The 16,151-nt window shown below is 74.4% G+C and carries 12 protein-coding genes; 6 read left to right on the forward strand and 6 right to left on the reverse strand.

The genetic code is table 11. The features are described from left to right. Positions 1-16 precede the first annotated feature (16 nt). From C4J65_RS10390 to C4J65_RS10405, 5 genes are all read left to right on the forward strand, one after another. Positions 17-430, forward strand: coding sequence for a globin (locus C4J65_RS10390; RefSeq protein WP_011028501.1), 414 nt, complete (start codon positions 17-19; stop codon positions 428-430). Between the two features lie 155 nt (positions 431-585). After that, on the forward strand, positions 586-3,897 hold the full coding sequence (locus C4J65_RS10395; protein WP_162833119.1) for an ABC transporter permease: 3,312 nt from the start codon (positions 586-588) through the stop codon (positions 3,895-3,897). Between the two features lie 152 nt (positions 3,898-4,049). Next, complete coding sequence (locus tag C4J65_RS36000) at positions 4,050-4,190, forward strand: hypothetical protein (protein ID WP_162833120.1); 141 nt, start codon at positions 4,050-4,052, stop codon at positions 4,188-4,190. Next, positions 4,187-6,919 (forward strand): FtsX-like permease family protein, encoded by a 2,733-nt coding sequence (locus tag C4J65_RS10400; protein ID WP_162833121.1) that lies wholly within the window; start codon positions 4,187-4,189, stop codon positions 6,917-6,919. Before C4J65_RS36000 ends, C4J65_RS10400 begins: the two co-directional genes overlap by 4 nt. A 64-nt stretch (positions 6,920-6,983) precedes the next feature. After that, positions 6,984-7,943: an ABC transporter ATP-binding protein gene (locus tag C4J65_RS10405; protein WP_115742160.1), complete on the forward strand. Its 960-nt coding sequence runs from the start codon at positions 6,984-6,986 to the stop codon at positions 7,941-7,943. Positions 7,944-7,967: 24 nt separating this feature from the next. Here C4J65_RS10405 and C4J65_RS10410 read toward each other — a convergent pair whose 3' ends face one another. Genes C4J65_RS10410 through ettA form a run of 3 tightly spaced genes read right to left on the reverse strand, consistent with a single transcriptional unit; the run spans position 7,968 to position 10,764 of the window. Then, positions 7,968-8,693, reverse strand: a complete 726-nt coding sequence (locus C4J65_RS10410) for a hypothetical protein (RefSeq protein WP_162833122.1) — start codon at positions 8,691-8,693, stop codon at positions 7,968-7,970. After that, positions 8,690-9,097, reverse strand: a complete 408-nt coding sequence (locus C4J65_RS10415; RefSeq protein WP_115742161.1) for a thioesterase family protein — start codon at positions 9,095-9,097, stop codon at positions 8,690-8,692. Before C4J65_RS10415 ends, C4J65_RS10410 begins: the two co-directional genes overlap by 4 nt. Before the next feature lie 2 nt (positions 9,098-9,099). After that, positions 9,100-10,764 carry an energy-dependent translational throttle protein EttA gene (ettA, locus tag C4J65_RS10420; protein WP_115742162.1) on the reverse strand — a complete coding sequence of 555 codons (1,665 nt, stop codon included), beginning with the start codon at positions 10,762-10,764 and terminating at the stop codon, positions 9,100-9,102. A gap of 215 nt (positions 10,765-10,979) precedes the next feature. Between ettA and C4J65_RS10425 the strand changes: the two genes are divergently transcribed. After that, entirely contained in the window at positions 10,980-11,495 is a 516-nt protein-coding gene (locus C4J65_RS10425) for an HAD domain-containing protein (RefSeq protein WP_115746381.1), read from the forward strand. Between the two features lie 182 nt (positions 11,496-11,677). Here C4J65_RS10425 and C4J65_RS10430 read toward each other — a convergent pair whose 3' ends face one another. From C4J65_RS10430 to C4J65_RS10440, 3 genes are all read right to left on the reverse strand, one after another. Further along, positions 11,678-13,084 (reverse strand): Cys-Gln thioester bond-forming surface protein, encoded by a 1,407-nt coding sequence (locus tag C4J65_RS10430; protein ID WP_115742163.1) that lies wholly within the window; start codon positions 13,082-13,084, stop codon positions 11,678-11,680. 217 nt (positions 13,085-13,301) lie between these two features. Continuing rightward, complete coding sequence (locus tag C4J65_RS10435; protein ID WP_115746382.1) at positions 13,302-13,772, reverse strand: single-stranded DNA-binding protein; 471 nt, start codon at positions 13,770-13,772, stop codon at positions 13,302-13,304. Between the two features lie 204 nt (positions 13,773-13,976). Continuing rightward, the gene (locus tag C4J65_RS10440) at positions 13,977-16,151 is read right to left on the reverse strand and encodes a YfjP family GTPase (protein WP_115742164.1); all 2,175 of its coding nucleotides are present in this window, start codon (positions 16,149-16,151) and stop codon (positions 13,977-13,979) included.

The following is a 16,151-nucleotide window of genomic DNA, read 5'->3' on the forward strand; positions in this document are numbered from 1 at the left end:
CCCCGGGTCTGAGACCATGGACGGCGTGAACGAGATTCGGCGCGGCACGCTTCAGGAGCAGACCTTCTACGAGCAGGTCGGCGGGGAGGAGACCTTCCGCCGACTCGTCCACCGCTTCTACGAGGGAGTCGCCGAGGACCCGATCCTGCGGCCGATGTATCCCGAGGAGGACCTGGGTCCGGCCGAGGACCGCTTCGCGCTGTTCCTCATGCAGTACTGGGGCGGCCCCACGACGTACAGCGACAACCGCGGCCACCCGCGGCTGCGGATGCGGCACGCCCCCTTCGCCGTCGACCGGGCCGCGCACGACGCCTGGCTGAAGCACATGCGGGTCGCGCTCGACGAGCTGGGCCTGTCCGAGGAACACGAGCAGACGCTGTGGAAGTACCTGACGTACGCGGCGGCCTCAATGATCAACACCCCGGGCTGACAGGACGCATTCCGGTCACCCGACGCCGGATTCCGGTCACAATCCGATCAAGTCCAAGCCCCAAACGCTTACTTCCGTACCTCCTCCTCTGACAACATCCCGGAGAGGTCTGGACAACAGCGGCGGGGGGCCGGGTGGCGGGGTACGGGGGGCTCATGGGGTTCGTGCTGCTGCGCGCGCGGGCGCACCGCCTGCTGCTGGCCGCGGCCCTGCTCACCGTGCTGCTCACCACCACGGTGCTGGCCACCCTGACCGCGTACTCGGGCGCCATCGGCGACGCGGCTCTGCGGCACGCCCTCGCGGACTCGCGCACCGGGGCCGACGCCGCGCTGATGGTGAAGGCGGACGTACCGGCCGCACAGCGGGCGGCCGCGGACGCCACCGTGCGCGAGGGCGCCGCGAAGACCTTCGACGGGCTGCCGCGGACGGTACGGACCCTGGTGCGCTCGGGCCCGTACGCGCTGCCCGGCTCCCTGCGGCCCGCGACCGAGCGGTCCGGCGATCCCGATCTGACCTTCTTCGCGGCGCTCGACCCGACGCAGGTCCGCGTCGACGAGGGACGGCTCCCCGAGGACGGGGGCGGGGGCAAGGACGGGGCCGGGGACGGAGGCGCGGACTCCGGCGGCGCGGTCGAGGTGGCGGTGCCGGTCGCCGCCGCCGAACGCATCGGCGTCGGTACCGGCGACCGGCTCACCCTCACCGACCGGCTCGACGGCCCGGCCGTCGACATCGTGGTGAGCGGCCTGTACCGGCCGGTCGACACCGGGTCGCCGTACTGGCGCCTCGACGACCTGGCCGGGCGCGGCCTCCAGCAGGGCGGCTTCACGACGTACGGGCCGCTGCTCGCCGCGCCCGGTGCGCTGAGCGGCGGCCGGGTCAGCGCGGGGTCGTCCGGGTGGCTGGTGACGGCGGACTACTCGTCGCTGACGACCGGGCGGACGCAGGCGCTCGGGGACGCGGCCCGGGGCGGCCTGGCGTGGTTGCGCGAGCAGCAGGTGCTCAGCGGCACCACCGCGGCGACCACCGAACTGCCCGCGATCCTGGAGCGTCTCGACCGTTCGCTGGAGGTGTCCCGCTCCACCCTCCTGGTCATCGCCTCGCAGCTGGTGCTGCTCGCGGGCGGCGCGCTGCTGCTGGTGGCGCGGCTGCTGAGCGTGGAGCGGGCGGGCGAGCTGCGGCTGCTGCGGGCCCGCGGCGCCTCCCGGGCCCGGCTGGCGGCGGGGTCCGCGCTGGAGGCGCTGCTGCTGGCCGTGCCCGCGCTGGTCTGCGCACCGCTGCTGGCCAGGCCGCTGGTCCGGCTGCTGGCCGGACAGGGGGCGCCGGCCCGGATCGGGCTCGGCTGGGAGCCGGCGGCCGGCGGCAGCGGCACCGTGTGGCTGGTGGCGGCGGTCGCGGCGCTCGGGTGCACGCTGGCCGTGACGCTGCCCGCGCTGACCCTCGCGCCGGAGGCCGGTGGCGGACGGCCCCGGGCACTGCCGGGCTGGCTGCGGGCCGGCGCGGACGTGGGTCTGCTGGTGATCGCCGGTATCGCCTACTGGCAGCTGGACCAGCAGACATCCGCCGCGGGGACGGGCGACGCCGATGCCCCGGGCACCCTGGGGGTCGATCCGCTGTTCGTGGCGACGCCCACGCTGGCGCTGCTGGCCGGGACTGTGCTGGCGCTGCGGCTGCTGCCGCTGGTGGCGCGGTTCGCGGAGCGCCGGGCGGCGAGCGGGCGCGGCCTCGCGGCGGCGCTGGCGGGCTGGCAGCTGAGCCGCCGTCCGATGCGCGGGGCGGGTCCGGTGCTGCTGCTGGTGCTCGCCGTGGCGCTGGGCACGATGGCGATCGGGCAGGGCGCCTCGTGGTCCCGTTCGCAGGACGACCAGGCCGACTTCCGCACGGGGGCGCCGATCCGGATGCAGGCCTCGGGCACGCCGGGCCCGGGCCGCACCGACCTGGTCGCGGGCGTCACGGGGGTGGCGGAGGTCGCCCCCGCGGCCCGGTCCGAGGTCTCCCTGTCCGGCGACCGGACGGCGACGGTGCTCGCGCTGGACACCTCGCACGCGGCGGGCCTGATGCTGATGCGCCCCGACCTGGCCGACGAGTCGCCGCGCGGGCTGCTGTCCGGCATGGCGCCGGAACAGCCGTCGAAGGGCGCGACGATCCCGGCGGGCACGGCCCGGCTCACGCTGGCGGCGACCCTGGCCGTCCCGGGCCTCGACCCGGCCTACGTCGGCTCCCGGTCGGCGGACGTGACGGTCACCGTCGAGGACCGCTGGGGCAGCCCGTACCGGCTGGCGGCCGGTTCCCTGACCGCCGACGGCCGGGAGCACACCCTCGACATGGACGTCTCCGCGGGACCGCTCACCCTGACCGGCGTCGAGTTCACGGTGGTCCAGCCCGGCGGCGAGAGCGAGGAACACCGCCTGACGGTACGGCGGGTGACGGCCACGGCCGCCGACGGGACCGCGCGGCCGGTGCCGCTGCCGGACGCCTGGACGGCCGGCTCGGAGCTGGCGCCGCCGTCGGTCACGCCGGACGCGCCGGGCGCTCCGTCCACTCCGCGCCTGCTGAAGCCGGGTCCGCTCGCCGTCGAGTACTCCACGGGCTACTCGGAGGCCGGCGGCTGGAAGATCACCACGCTGACCGTGCGGCTGCGGGTCGCGCAGCCGAAACCGGCCGAGGTGACCGCCGTGGCCACCGACCGCTTCCTCGACTCCTCGGGCGCGAGCACCGGACAGCGGGTCACGGTGCTGATCGGCGGCCACGACGTCCCGGTGCGGATCGTGCGCTCCGTGCGCGCGCTGCCGGGCACCGAGCCCGAGACCCCCTCGGCGCAGTTCGGCGGTGCCCTGCTGGTCGACCTGCCCGCGGTCAACCGGCATCTGCAGAGCAAGTACGGCGCCTCCGTCGCGCCCACCGAGTGGTGGCTGCGGGCCGGGCCGGGCAGGACCGACGAGGCGGCGGCGGGCCTGCGGGCGTTCCCGGACACCGCACCGGCCCAGGTACTGGTGCGCGACGAGGTCGCCGAGCGGCTGCGGGACGACCCGTTCGGCGCCGGTCCCGGGGCCGCGTTCGCCGCGGCGACCCTGGTGGCGGCGGCGCTCGCGGCGGTCGGCTTCGCGGTGAGCGCGGCCGGGTCGCTGCGCGAGCGGGGCACCGAGTTCTCCGTACTGCGTGCCCTGGGCGCCTCGCGCCGCCGGCTGGCCCGCACGGTCGCCGCCGAGCAGGGCGTGCTGACCGGGCTCGCGCTGCTGACCGGCGCCGCCCTGGGCGCGGTCCTGACCCGGGCGGTCATCCCGCTGACCGTACTGACCCCGCAGGCCACCCGCCCGGTGCCGGACGTGCAGGTGGCCCTGCCGGGTGACCGCGTCGCCCTGCTGCTGGCCGGCATGGCCGTCGTCCCGCTCCTGGTCACCGCGGCACTGGCCCTGCGCCGCACCGACACGACGGTGACCCTCAAGGACCACGGAGGTACCGGACGGTGAACCCCGTGCCCCCGCCCCGGACACCCACCCGCCCGCGCAACCGCCCCCTGCCGGGCCACCAAGCCACCCCACCCGGGCCCACACCGTCCCCACGCCCCACCCCCACGACGACACCCCGCACGGAACCACGGAGGCACCGGACGGTGAACCCCGTGACCACCCCGCCACCGGCCGGGAAGGCCACCGCCCTGCCGGTGACCGCCGCCGCCCTGCCGGTGACCGTCGCCGTACGGGCACCGCGCCGCACACACACGGCGTCGGCCCCCGATGGACAGGGAGGTACCGGACGGTGAACCGTGTGACCGCCCCCTGGGTGCGCACCCGGCTGCGGGCCGCCCCCGGCGCCGCCGTCGCACTGGCGGTGCTGGTGGCGCTGACCGCGTGCCTGGCCGCCGCGTTCCCCCGGGCGCTGGACCGGTACACGGACGCCGGTCTGCGCCAGGCCGTGGCGCGCGCCCCGGTCGACGAGAGCAGCATCCTGGTGACCGCGGGTCCCGACCTCGACGGAGGGTTGGCCCACACCGAGGAGAGCGTCCGGCCCGAACGCCTCACCGAGCTGTACAGGTCCACCCTCGACGCCGTCGAACGACCGCTCGTCATCGACGGGAAGCGGTCCTCCTACGGCGTCCGCACCACCGAGACCCTGCCCTCGCCGGACAAGTGGCTGCCCCGGCCCGACGGCCTCCCCGCGGAGATGCTCCTCGCCGCCCCGCACGGTCTCGCCGACCACACCCGGCTGCGCTCCGGCCGGCTGCCCGAGGTCCCCGGCGGGGAGACGAGCATCGAGACCACCGAGGTGCAGGCCGCGGTGACCGAGGAGACGGCCCGCACGCTGCACGTCGAGGTGGGCTCGGTCATCCACGTGTCGGCCCACCAGGACCTCACCGTCCGTGTCACCGGCATCGTCACGCCCGAGGACGCCGACAGCCCCTACTGGTCCGTCGACTCCCTGCTGCGCGCCCCTTCCCTGCGGCGCGTGCCGGGGCCGATGGGCGCCTCCAACCCCTCCTACTGGGTGGGCGGTCTGCTGCTCGCCCCCGAGGCGGCGCCCGCGGTGCTGGGCGCGACCTCCACGGTCCGCTACTGGCACCTGACCCCCTCCCCGGACGCCCTGCACAGCCGCGACCTCGACGGGCTGGCCTCCGCCGTGGCCTCCCTGGAGTCCGGTCCCGGCCTGGAGCGGCTGCACGCGACGATCAACCCGCTCACCGACGTCACCACGGGACTCGACGCCGCCTTCACCACGTACCAGGAACTCCGCGGCGACATCGGCCCGCTGGTCGTCGTCGCCGCGTCGGGCGCGGGCACGGTCGCCGCCGTGGTCCTGCTGATGGCGGGCGGCCTGGCCGGCGAGCGGCGCCGCGCCGAACTGGCCCTGCTGCGGGCCCGCGGCGCCTCCGTACGCGGCATGGCGGGGCGGCTGCTCGCCGAGACGGCCGTCGTGGCCGTGCCCGCGGGCGCCCTCGGGTTCGGCGCGGCACTGCTCGCGCTGCCCGGCGCCCGGCTGCTCCCCGCGCTCTGGGCCGCCGGGGCGGTCACCACCGTGGCCTGTCTCGCCCTGCCGCTGCGGGCCGCCGCCGCCCATCACACCGTCCGGATCCACGACGGCCGGCGCGACGTGGCCTCCGCGCGTGCGTCCCGGCGCCGTACGGTCGCCGAACTCACCGTCGTGGTGCTCGCGCTCGGGGCGGTCGAGATGCTGCGCCGTCGCGGGGCGACGGACGGCGCCGGCGACCTGGTGGCGATGGCCCCGGTCCTGGTCGGGGTGATCGCCGCGCTGGTGCTGGTCCGCCTGTATCCGCTGCCGCTGCGCGGTCTGGCCCGCCCGGCCGGGCGGCTGCGGGGCGCCGTCGGGCCGCTCGCGCTGGCCCGGGCGGGCCGTACCTCCGCCTCCGCCACGCTGCCCCTCCTCGCGCTGCTGACCGCGTTCACCGTGGCGGCGTTCGGCGGCTCGGTCCTCAGCGGCGTGGCCGACGCCCGCGACCGGGCGGCACTGCTCTCGGTCGGCGCCGACGCCCGGGTGGAGGCGGACGAGGCCCTGCCCTCCGGCCTGTCCGGCCGTCTCGGGCGGGCAGCCGGGGTGCGGGAGGTCACCGACGTCGGCGTCGACTACCAGGCCAGGATCCAGGACGGCCGCCAGTCGCTGCCGCTCGCGACGGTGGACCCGGCCGGCTACGCGGCGCTGGCCGGGCGAACGGGCCTCGGCGCGTTCCCCGCGGGCGAGCTGGAGCGGCCCGACGGCGCCGAGGGCGGCTCCGAGGACGCCGTACTGCCGGCGCTGGCCTCCCCCGCGGTCGCCGAACGGCTGGGCGACGGCACCTTCCGGGTCCGCCTGGCCGACGGCACCTTCGCCACGCTGCGGATCGTGCTGGTCCGAGACCGCACCCCGGCCGTGTACGGCGAGGACTTCCTCGTCGTGGACCGGGCCGGACTGCCGGCCGCGGCCACCCGGCCGAACGTACTGCTGCTGACCGGCGACGACCTGGACGCGGGCGCGCTGCACCGGGCGGGAGGCGACGCCGGCACCGTCCACCTGCGGTCCGAGGAGCGCGACAGCTACGTGGACTCCCCGCTGCAGTCCGGTGCGGAGCGCATCTACACGGCCGCCGTGGCCGCCGCCGCCGGATACGCCGCCCTGGCCCTGCTGCTGTCCCTCGCGAGCAGCGCCCCCGAACGCGCCGCGCTCCTGGCCCGGCTGCGCACCATGGGCCTCACCCGCGCCCAGGGCCGCCGTCTGCTCGTCCTGGAGTCCCTCCCGCAGGCGCTGCCCGCGGCTCTGGGCGGCATCCTGACCGGCTGGGCGGCCGTACGGCTCCTGTCCCCCGGCATCGACCTGGCGACCCTCGCGGTGCCCACGGCGACGTCCCCGGCGGGGCGCGCGGAACTGAGCGCCGACCCGTGGTCGCTGGCCGTCCCGGCGGTGGCGGTGCTGGTCCTGGCGGTGGGGGTGGCGGCGGTTCAGGCCTGGTGGTCGGGCCGGCGCGGAGCGGTGGCGGAACTCAGGGCGGGTGACGCGCGGTGAAGGCCCGACCGGAGACCCGGCTGACCGCGGACGCGGACCCGGGCGGAGACACGGAGGAGACCCGATGACGACCGACCCCACCCTCGCGGACCTGGCCGACCGCGCCACGGCGTCCCGGGACCGGCCCGCCTACGGACACGACGCGCTGATCACCTGCGACCGCCTGGTCCGGATCTTCAGCGCGGACGGGGTGGAGGTGCAGGCCCTGCAGGGACTCGACCTCCTGGTCCGGGAGGGCGAGCTGATGGCGCTGGTGGGCGCCTCGGGCAGCGGCAAGTCCACGCTGATGAACATCCTGGCCGGTCTGGACACCCCGACCGCCGGGTCGGCCCGGGTCGCGGGGCGCGACCTGCTCGCGATGACGGCGAAGGACCGCCTCGCCTACCGCCGTACGGTGGTCGGCTTCGTCTGGCAGCAGACGTCCCGGAACCTCATGCCCTATCTGACGGCCGCGCAGAACGTGGCCCTGCCCCTGCAGCTGTCCGGCACCGGCGGGCGCCGGGCGGCGCGCACCGAACGCGCGCTGGAGCTCCTGGACCTGATGGGCATCGCGGACTGCCGCGACCGGCGCCCGCAGCAGATGTCCGGCGGGCAGCAGCAGCGGGTCGCCATCGCCGTGGCCCTCGCGGGCAACCCGTCCGTGCTGCTCGCGGACGAGCCGACGGGCGAGCTGGACTCCCACACCGCGGAACAGATCTTCGCCGCGTTCCGCACGGCCAACGAGCACCTGGGCACCACGGTCGTCATCGTCACCCACGACCAGGCGGTGGCCGGTGAGGTCCGCCGCACCGTCGCCATCCGCGACGGCCGCACCTCCACGGAGGTCCTGCGCCGCAGCGAGGTGGACGCCGAGACCGGCCACGAGACGGTGGTGGCCCGCGAGTACGCCATGCTGGACCGCGCCGGCCGGCTCCAGCTGCCCGCCGACTACACCGCGGCCCTCGGCATGCGCGACCGCGTCGCCCTGGAACTGGAGAGCGACCACATCGCCGTCCGCCCGGACGACAGCGAGCCCCAGCACTGAACGGCCGGGGCGGCCCGGGCGGCCTCAGCGCACGCTGAGGCCCAGGGCACCGGTCCCCGCCCGCCGCAGCGCGACGGACCCGAAGGGCGTACGCAGCCGCAGCCACGCACCGGAGGACAGCAGCTTCGGCGCGCCCTCGTCCGAGCCGGAGCCGGAGCCGGACCCCGAGCCGGGACCGGGGCCGGACGCCCCGCGCGGCCGCAGGAACCCGAGCGACTGGGCCGCGTGCACGGCCCGCACCGGCAGCCCGGTCTCCCCGACGGTCCGGGACCAGATCTCCCGCCCGACCCGGTCCAGCTCGGCCCGCGTACGGGCCTCGGGGGCCAGCTCGTCCGTGCGCGTACGGAACTCCGCCACCGCGGCGGCGACCAGCGCGCGCAGGGCGTCCGGGCCGGGCAGCCCCGCCTCGGTCCGCCAGCCCCCGCGCGGGGGCAGCACCCCGGCCCAGGGCGGCCCGGTCACCGCACCCGGCACACCGGAGGTGGCCGCCGGCTCGTCCACGGACTCGAGCAGTTCACCGGCGGAGACGGTCACGTCGAGCATGGCGTCGAGCCCGTTCTCGTACGGCTTGGCCAGCCGTACCGCACGGACCGCCAGCACCTCGAAGGAGGGCGGCCGGCCGAAGACGGCCAGGGCCGTGCCCGTCGCCTGGAGACGTACCGCGGCCGACCGGTCGTAGTGGAGCAGCCGGGAGAGGAAGGCCGCGAGATCCGCGGCCTCCCCCTCGTCGGCGAGGTGGAGCACCGTCATGCGGCGACGGCCTCCTCGGCGTCCGTGTACTCCTGGAGGAACTCCCGCTCCTCGGCGGTGAGCCGCCGGGGGCGCTGCGCCTCGAAGTCGAACGGCACGATCACCGTGCAGGCCTGGACGTAGACCACGTCCCCGTCCTTGACCTCGTAGGTGAGGGTGAACGAAGCCGCCCTGATCTCCGTGACCCACAGCTCGATGTCGACCGGGTGGTGCCGGTGGACGAGCTGCCGCTTGTAGTCGATCTCATGGCGTGCCACCACGGACCCCTGCTTGAAGTCCTTCTCCGGGCGGAACAGGAAGTCGATACGGGCCTCCTCCAGGTAGCGGAGGAAGACCACGTTGTTGACGTGGCCGTACGCGTCCATGTCCGCCCAGCGCAGTGGGCAGCGGTAGATGTGCCGCAAGATCAGCCCCGGGTCAGCTTCTTGTAGGTGGCGCGGTGCGGACGGGCGGCGTCGGCGCCGAGCCGCTCGACCTTGTTCTTCTCGTACGACTCGAAGTTGCCCTCGAACCAGAACCACTTGGACTCGCCCTCGTAGGCGAGGATGTGCGTCGCCACCCGGTCCAGGAACCACCGGTCGTGGGAGACGACGACGGCACAGCCGGGGAACTCGAGCAGCGCGTTCTCGAGACTGCTCAGGGTCTCGACGTCGAGGTCGTTGGTCGGCTCGTCGAGGAGCAGCAGGTTGCCGCCCTGCTTGAGGGTGAGCGCCAGGTTCAGCCGGTTGCGCTCACCGCCGGAGAGGACCCCGGCCGCCTTCTGCTGGTCCGGGCCCTTGAACCCGAAGGCCGAGACGTACGCGCGCGACGGCATCTCCACCTGCCCGACGTTGATGTAGTCCAGCTCGTCGGAGACGACGGCCCACAGCGTCTTCTTCGGGTCGATGTGCTCGCGGCTCTGGTCGACGTAGGAGATCTTGACGGTGTCGCCGACCTTGATGCTGCCGGAGTCCGGCTCCTCGAAGCCCTGGATCATCTTGAACAGGGTGGTCTTGCCCGCGCCGTTGGGCCCGATGACCCCGACGATCCCGTTGCGCGGCAGCGTGAAGGAGAGGTCGTCGATCAGGACCTTCTCCCCGAAGGCCTTGCTGAGGTTGTTCACCTCGACGACGACGCTGCCGAGCCGCGGGCCCGGCGGGATCTGGATCTCCTCGAAGTCCAGCTTCCGCATCTTGTCGGCCTCGGCGGCCATCTCCTCGTACCGCGCGAGACGGGCCTTGGACTTGGCCTGCCGCCCCTTGGCGTTGGAGCGCACCCACTCCAGCTCGTCCTTGAGGCGCTTCTGCCGCTTGGCGTCCTTCTGGCCCTCGACCTTGAGGCGGGTGGCCTTGGTCTCCAGGTACTTGGAGTAGTTGCCCTCGTAGCCGTGCAGGCGGCCGCGGTCGACCTCGCAGATCCAGCCGGCGACGTTGTCCAGGAAGTACCGGTCGTGGGTGACGGCCACGACGGTGCCCTCGTACTTGGCGAGGTGCTGCTCCAGCCAGTTCACCGACTCGGCGTCGAGGTGGTTGGTGGGCTCGTCGAGCAGCAGCAGGTCGGGGGCCTCCAGCAGCAGCTTGCACAGCGCCACACGCCGCTTCTCACCACCGGAGAGGTTCACGACGGGCCAGTCGCCGGGCGGGCAGCCCAGCGCGTCCATGGCCTGCTCCAGCTGGGCGTCGAGGTCCCAGGCGTTGGCGTGGTCCAGCTCCTCCTGGAGCTTGCCCATCTCCTCGAGGAGCGCGTCCGAGTAGTCGGTCGCCATCTGCTCGGCGATCTCGTTGAACCGGTCGAGCTTGCCCTTGACCTCGGCGACACCCTCCTGGACGTTCTCCAGGACGGTCTTCTCCTCGTTGAGCGGGGGCTCCTGGAGCAGGATGCCGACGGTGTAACCGGGGGACAGGAAGGCGTCCCCGTTCGACGGCTGCTCCAGCCCCGCCATGATCTTCAGAACGGTCGACTTGCCGGCGCCGTTCGGTCCGACCACACCGATCTTCGCGCCGGGCAGGAAGCTCAGGGTGACGTCATCAAGGATCACCTTGTCGCCGTGCGCCTTGCGCGCCTTGCGCATGGTGTAAATGTACTCAGCCAAGAGAAACCGTCCGGCAGCTTGATCAGGCAGTGGGCAGATACACCCCATCTTGCCGCACCGCCACCCCTGCGCGGAAACGCGTTCCGGGCGGGGGCTCTGACCTGGCCTTTCCTGGATGCCGCCGGAGCCTCACCCGTCACTGCCGGTCGGCCCCGCCCGGCCAAGGGACGGCCCGAGGGCGCCGCTCCCCCACCACGCCGGCTTAGCGTGTGGCCGTGACCAGCACAGCGGAGCGCCCTCTCCTCTTCCTCGACGTGGACGGCCCACTGATCCCGTTCGGGTCGCCGGCCGGCCAGGTGGAAGTCGCTCCCGTCTCCTCGACGACCGTCGACCAGGGGAACCCGCTGCTGGCCCGGCTCGACCCCGGGATCGGGGCGCGCCTCATGGCTCTGGGCTGCCGGCTCGTGTGGGCGACGACCTGGATGGAAGAGGCGAACGAAGTCATCGCCCCGCGCATCGGACTGCCGAGGCTGCCGGTGCTGGAGTGGCCGGACGCAGGCGCGGAAGGGTCGCCGCGGGGTCTGCACTGGAAGACGCGCCCCATGGTCGAGTGGGCCGCCGGCCGGCCCTTCGTCTGGGTCGACGACGAGATCAGCGCGATAGACCGCCTCTGGGTCGACGCCAGCCACCCTGGGCCTTCACTGCTGCACCAGGTCGAGCCGGCCCAGGGCCTCACGGACGGCGACTTCTCCACGTTCGCCGGATGGCTCGATGCCGTCGCGCCCGGGTGAGCACCGCCTCAAGAGTGCGATCGGCACCCGCCCCGGGCGCCAGCGCATCCAGATCGCGAACTCGTGTGTCATCCCAACGCGCACGTCACCTTGGAACGGCAGCGCGATGTGGTCGACGCCGCACTGCTCTTGGAGGAATCGGAGCGGGCCGGGTCAACCGCCCGCCGCGGCCCGTGCTCGCGTCACTGCTCGTTCTTCCTGCGGACGAAGAGGAGGACCGCGCCGCCGAGGACCACGAGGCCGATGGCCGCGCCGCCGATCAGGGGGGTCGCGTCGGAGCTGCCGGTTTCGGCGAGGTTGGGGTTGGGGGAGGGCGTGACGACCGTGGCGGGGGCCGGTTCGCTGAGGGTGCGGGTGGTGTCGGACAGGGTGGCGCTCTGGGTACGGCAGTCGAGGACGCCGGTGAAGCGCTGTTCGAAGCCGGCCGGGCCGCGGATCGTGAAGTCGTAGGCGCGGTCCTCGGGCAGCGGTACCGGTACCGTCCGGGTCTCGCCCGGCGCGATGGTGTACTCGGTGTCCAGCAGTTCGAAGGTGAAGGGCTCGTCGCCCTTGTTCAGCGCGGTGACGTCCAGGGTGCCCTCGGCGCAGTTCTTCTCGGCGGACAGGGCGGGTATCGCACCCTCGGCGGCCCAGGTGGCGGTCGCCGCCGCCGCGACCGTCGACTCGCTGGACCCGGCCAGGATCTGCGTCTGGCTGCGGCTTTCGGAGGCGAATGCGCGGCCGACCGGCACCGTCGTCGAGGCCTGGACGGACAGCTGGGCGGTACCGGCCGCCGCGTCCTCGGGCACGTCGAAGAAGATCTGGGCACCGTCGGTGACCTTGGTGACGGGCTCGCCCTTCTTGTCGACGATCCGTACCGCGTCCTTGCTCGCGGCGTCCACCGGCGGGGTCACCGTCGCGCCGCCCGCGTTGGTGTGGACCGTCACCGGGCCGAGCCGCTCCCCGGGGCGGCCCGAGACGGCCGGCGGGTCCAGGGCGAGGGACGCCGTCGGCTCGGCGAGGTCGCGGGCGTTCTCCTCCAGGTAGTCGGCGAGCCGCTCGGCCTGCGGATCGACGGCCTCGACGTCCGTGTCGTCCGAGTAGCGCCAGATGGCTACCTGGGTGCCGGCCGCCGCGTCCTCTTCGGTGAGCCCACCGCGCATGCCCGCCTTCTTCGCGAGCGCGGCGAGGTCGTTGACCTGCGGGTAGCTGTTCTGCAGGATCCAGCGGACGCGGCCGGCGTCCTTGTTGGTCCCCAGCGACGTCCCGCTCCAGGGAGTCTCCTGGTACTTGGCGTCCTTCTGCGTCGGGTTCTGGATGTCGACGCAGTACGTCTGCAGCATGCCGCCGCCCTCGACGGACATCTCGAACAGGCCGGCCGGCACCTGCTGGTCGCCGTCCTCACCGTGGATCACCGCGGTGCCGTGCGTCTTGAGGCCGCCTATGGTGGCCGTCGCCCCGCCCTGGGGCCGCGCCGCCCCGTCCTGGGCGGCGGCGGGAGCCGCACCGGTCACCACACCGGCGACCGCGAGCGCCGACGCCAGCGCCCCGGCGGCGAGACGGGCCGCCCCTCGACCGGGCAGAGACGGCGCAGCGTGCGAAGAAAACACCAAATTCCCCTTCAAGCAGGACCCGTTGGCGTGGGGGGAACGGTCCCACCAGCAGAATCAGCAGCCACACAAGGCTCGTTCGGCATCCTAAGGACGTGAGGGACCGGGCTTGCCGGTGATCGTCGTCCGCGTGGTGATCCGACTCGGAATCGTTATCGCAGAGGGCGTTTTCGAACAGGGATTGTCGACAAATCCATCCCGTCCGGGGTCCTCTGCCTCATCCCACCGGGACGGGGTCCGGCCGCTGTTCGGGGACCGCTTCTCCCTGCGTGCCCGCTGCCGGGACCTCCCAGTTGGGCTCCGGCTGGGGCGGGGAGGTCGACACCTCCGTCCTGCCGGTGCGCCGGAACGCCGCCGTGCCGCGGGCGAGATCGTGTCCGATCGCCACCGCGTCGATGTCCGCCGAGGTCCGGCTCTGCCCCTCGCGCACATCGGTGCGCACCTTCAGCCTGCCCTGCACGACGACGGGGTCGCCCACCGCCAGTGACCCGGAGGCGTTGGTGGCGAGCTGCCGGTTGGCCCACACCGTGAAGAAGTTGGTGTGCCCGTCCGTCCAGGCGCTCTTCTCGCGGTCCCAGTAGCGTGCGGTGACCGCGAGCCGGAAGCGCACCGACGGTCCGTTCGCCAGGTCGCGGAAGACCGGCGTGGTGGCCACGTTCCCCACGGCACAGATCATCGTCTCGTTCATCGCGAGTCCTCCCTCCCGCACGGGCCTGTCCCGTACGGCGGCCGGGGCGACCGCGTCCGTCGCGATCGCCGTGGAGGCCAGATTGCCCGCGTCCGGGCCGGTCCGCCGGGGGCTGTGGACCCGCCCGGTGCCTGTGGAGAACTCCGCCACCCGCACGGGTGGTGGCCGTGAGCGCCCATGGATGGCGGCCGTGGACGCGCGCCGTTACCTCGTCGCCGCGCCCGGCCCCAGGCCCGCCCCCGTGACCCGCGCGTACTGTTCCCGCACTTCGCGGTACCGCAGCAGTTCCGCCGCCAGCGGATCCAGCACCCGGGCCCGGCCGCATCCCGCGGCCGCTTCCCGCAACAGGCGTTCCGCCTCGTGGCCGTAGCGCCGGGCGGGTCCGCGGGCCGCCAGGCGGCAGCTCCACTCGATGAGGGGGCCGCCGACGATGCCGGCCACCATCAGCAGCACGGGCACCCCCAGGTTCGGCGGCACGACGCCGATGATCTGGCCCAGCAGCCACAGACCGCCCACCACCTGGAGCAGCGTCATGGTCGCCTGGGCGAGGACCGCCACCGGCCACCATCCGGGCCGCGGCGGACGACCCGGCGGCAGCCCCGCCCGCACCGCCAGCTCGTCGAGCGCCTCGGGCAGCCCCTGGGCGCCGCGGACGGCCGCCTCGCGCATCGCCAGCGCCCACGGCGCCGGCAGTCCGGCCGACGCCCGGTCCGAGACCGTACGCACCGCCTGCTCGACGCGCTGACGGGCCGTGGCCTCCTCGTCCGCCTGGGCGCGCGGCGACAGCCGTCCCGTCACGGGATCCCGCCGGTCGTGGTACCAGCGCCACAGCCGCAACCAGGGTGTCCCGCACGCGCGGTTGGCGTTGCGCAGCCAGGCACGTTCGGCCGCGTCGCCCGCCGCGGTGGCGCCCACCGCGTCCGCGAGCCGGTCGGCGAACTCCTCCCGAGCCTCCTCGCTGAGCCCGGTGCGCCGCCCCGTGACGTAGACGGGGCGCAGGTGCCGGGCGGCGGCGTCCACGTCGGCCGCGATGCGGCGGGCCGGGGCCTGCCGCTCGGTGACGAACTGGCCGAGTGTCTCGCGCAGTTCGCCGACGCCCTCCCCGGTGAGCGCGGACAGGGCGAGCACGGTCGCGCCGGGTTCGTCGTACTCGCCCAGCGCGATGCCGTCCTCGTCGAGCAGGCGCCGCAGATCGTCGAGGACCTGCTCGGCGGCCTCCCCGGGCAGCCGGTCGACCTGGTTGAGGACGACGAGGGTGACCTCCGCGTGGCCCGCCATCGGCCGCAGGTAGCGCTCGTGGAGTACGGCGTCGGCGTACTTCTCCGGGTCGACGACCCAGATGACGGCGTCGACCAGCGCCAGGATGCGGTCCACCTGTTCGCGGTGCTGCACGGCGGCGGAGTCGTGGTCGGGCAGGTCGATCAGGACCAGTCCGCGCAGCGGTGACTCGGAGTCCGGGTGCAGGAGCGGACGGCGGCGCAGCCGGCCGGGAATGCCGAGCCGGTCGAGGAGGCTGGCGGCGCCGTCGCTCCAACTGCACGCGATGGGCGTTGCGGTGGTCGGCCGGCGGACGCCGGTCTCGGAGATCGTCACCCCGGCGAGGGTGTTGAACAACTGCGACTTGCCGCTGCCGGTCGCGCCGGCGATGGCGACGACGGTGTGCTGTCCGGAGAGCCTGCGCCGCGCGGCGGCCTCGTCCAGGACCCGGCCCGCCTCGGCCAGGGTCCCGCTGTCGAGCCGGGTCCGGGAGAGGCCCACCAGTTCGCGCAGCGCGTCCAGGCGTGACCTGAGGTTCCCGTCGTAGGCGAGCGGCATCAGGGCGGCCGAGGAGGCGGCGGGCCTGCTTGGCAGGACGGCGTACTGTTCGGCGCCGGCGTTCTCGTCCACCCGCCGTGCGATCAGCCCGTCGCCCCAGGCTTCCTCCCCGTCGCCGTCCCCGGCATCCTCGGTGCCGCGCCCACGGTCGGCGCGCTCCCGCTCGGCGCGTTCACGGGAGATCGCCTTCTCGGCGAGGCCCTCCTGGCTCCGACCTCCCCGGCTGTCACGGTTGTCTCGGCTGTCACGGCTGCCCCGGCCGTCCTGACCATCCCTGCTGTCCGGGTCATCCCGCCCCTCCCGGCAGCCCCGGTCATCTCGATGGTCGCGCTGGTCGCGCTGGTCGCGACTGCCCTGCGAGCCCCGTTCCTCCCGGTCGCCCTGCGCCTTCCGGTCGTCCCGGCGGCCCCGGTCACCCCCGCGGTCCCGGCCGTGGTCGCTCGGGTCGCCCCGGCGGTCCCGCTCGCCCCGGTCGTCCGGGGTGTCCGAATCGCCGGTACGGTCCGCCCGCGCCGCCTCCTTCGTCGTGTGCTCGGTGGGGTCCTGGTCAGTGACGGCGGTCAC

Source organism: Streptomyces sp. CB09001 (assembly GCF_003369795.1).
Classification (GTDB): Bacteria; Actinomycetota; Actinomycetes; order Streptomycetales; family Streptomycetaceae; genus Streptomyces.

Coding starts and splice junctions, on each gene's coding strand:
- C4J65_RS10405 (WP_115742160.1), top strand. CDS start 6,984: ATGACGACCGACCCCACCCTCGCGGACCTGGCCGACCGCGCCACGGCG.
- C4J65_RS10410 (WP_162833122.1), bottom strand. CDS start 8,693: ATGACGGTGCTCCACCTCGCCGACGAGGGGGAGGCCGCGGATCTCGCG.
- C4J65_RS10390 (WP_011028501.1), top strand. CDS start 17: ATGGACGGCGTGAACGAGATTCGGCGCGGCACGCTTCAGGAGCAGACC.
- C4J65_RS10395 (WP_162833119.1), top strand. CDS start 586: ATGGGGTTCGTGCTGCTGCGCGCGCGGGCGCACCGCCTGCTGCTGGCC.
- C4J65_RS10435 (WP_115746382.1), bottom strand. CDS start 13,772: ATGAACGAGACGATGATCTGTGCCGTGGGGAACGTGGCCACCACGCCG.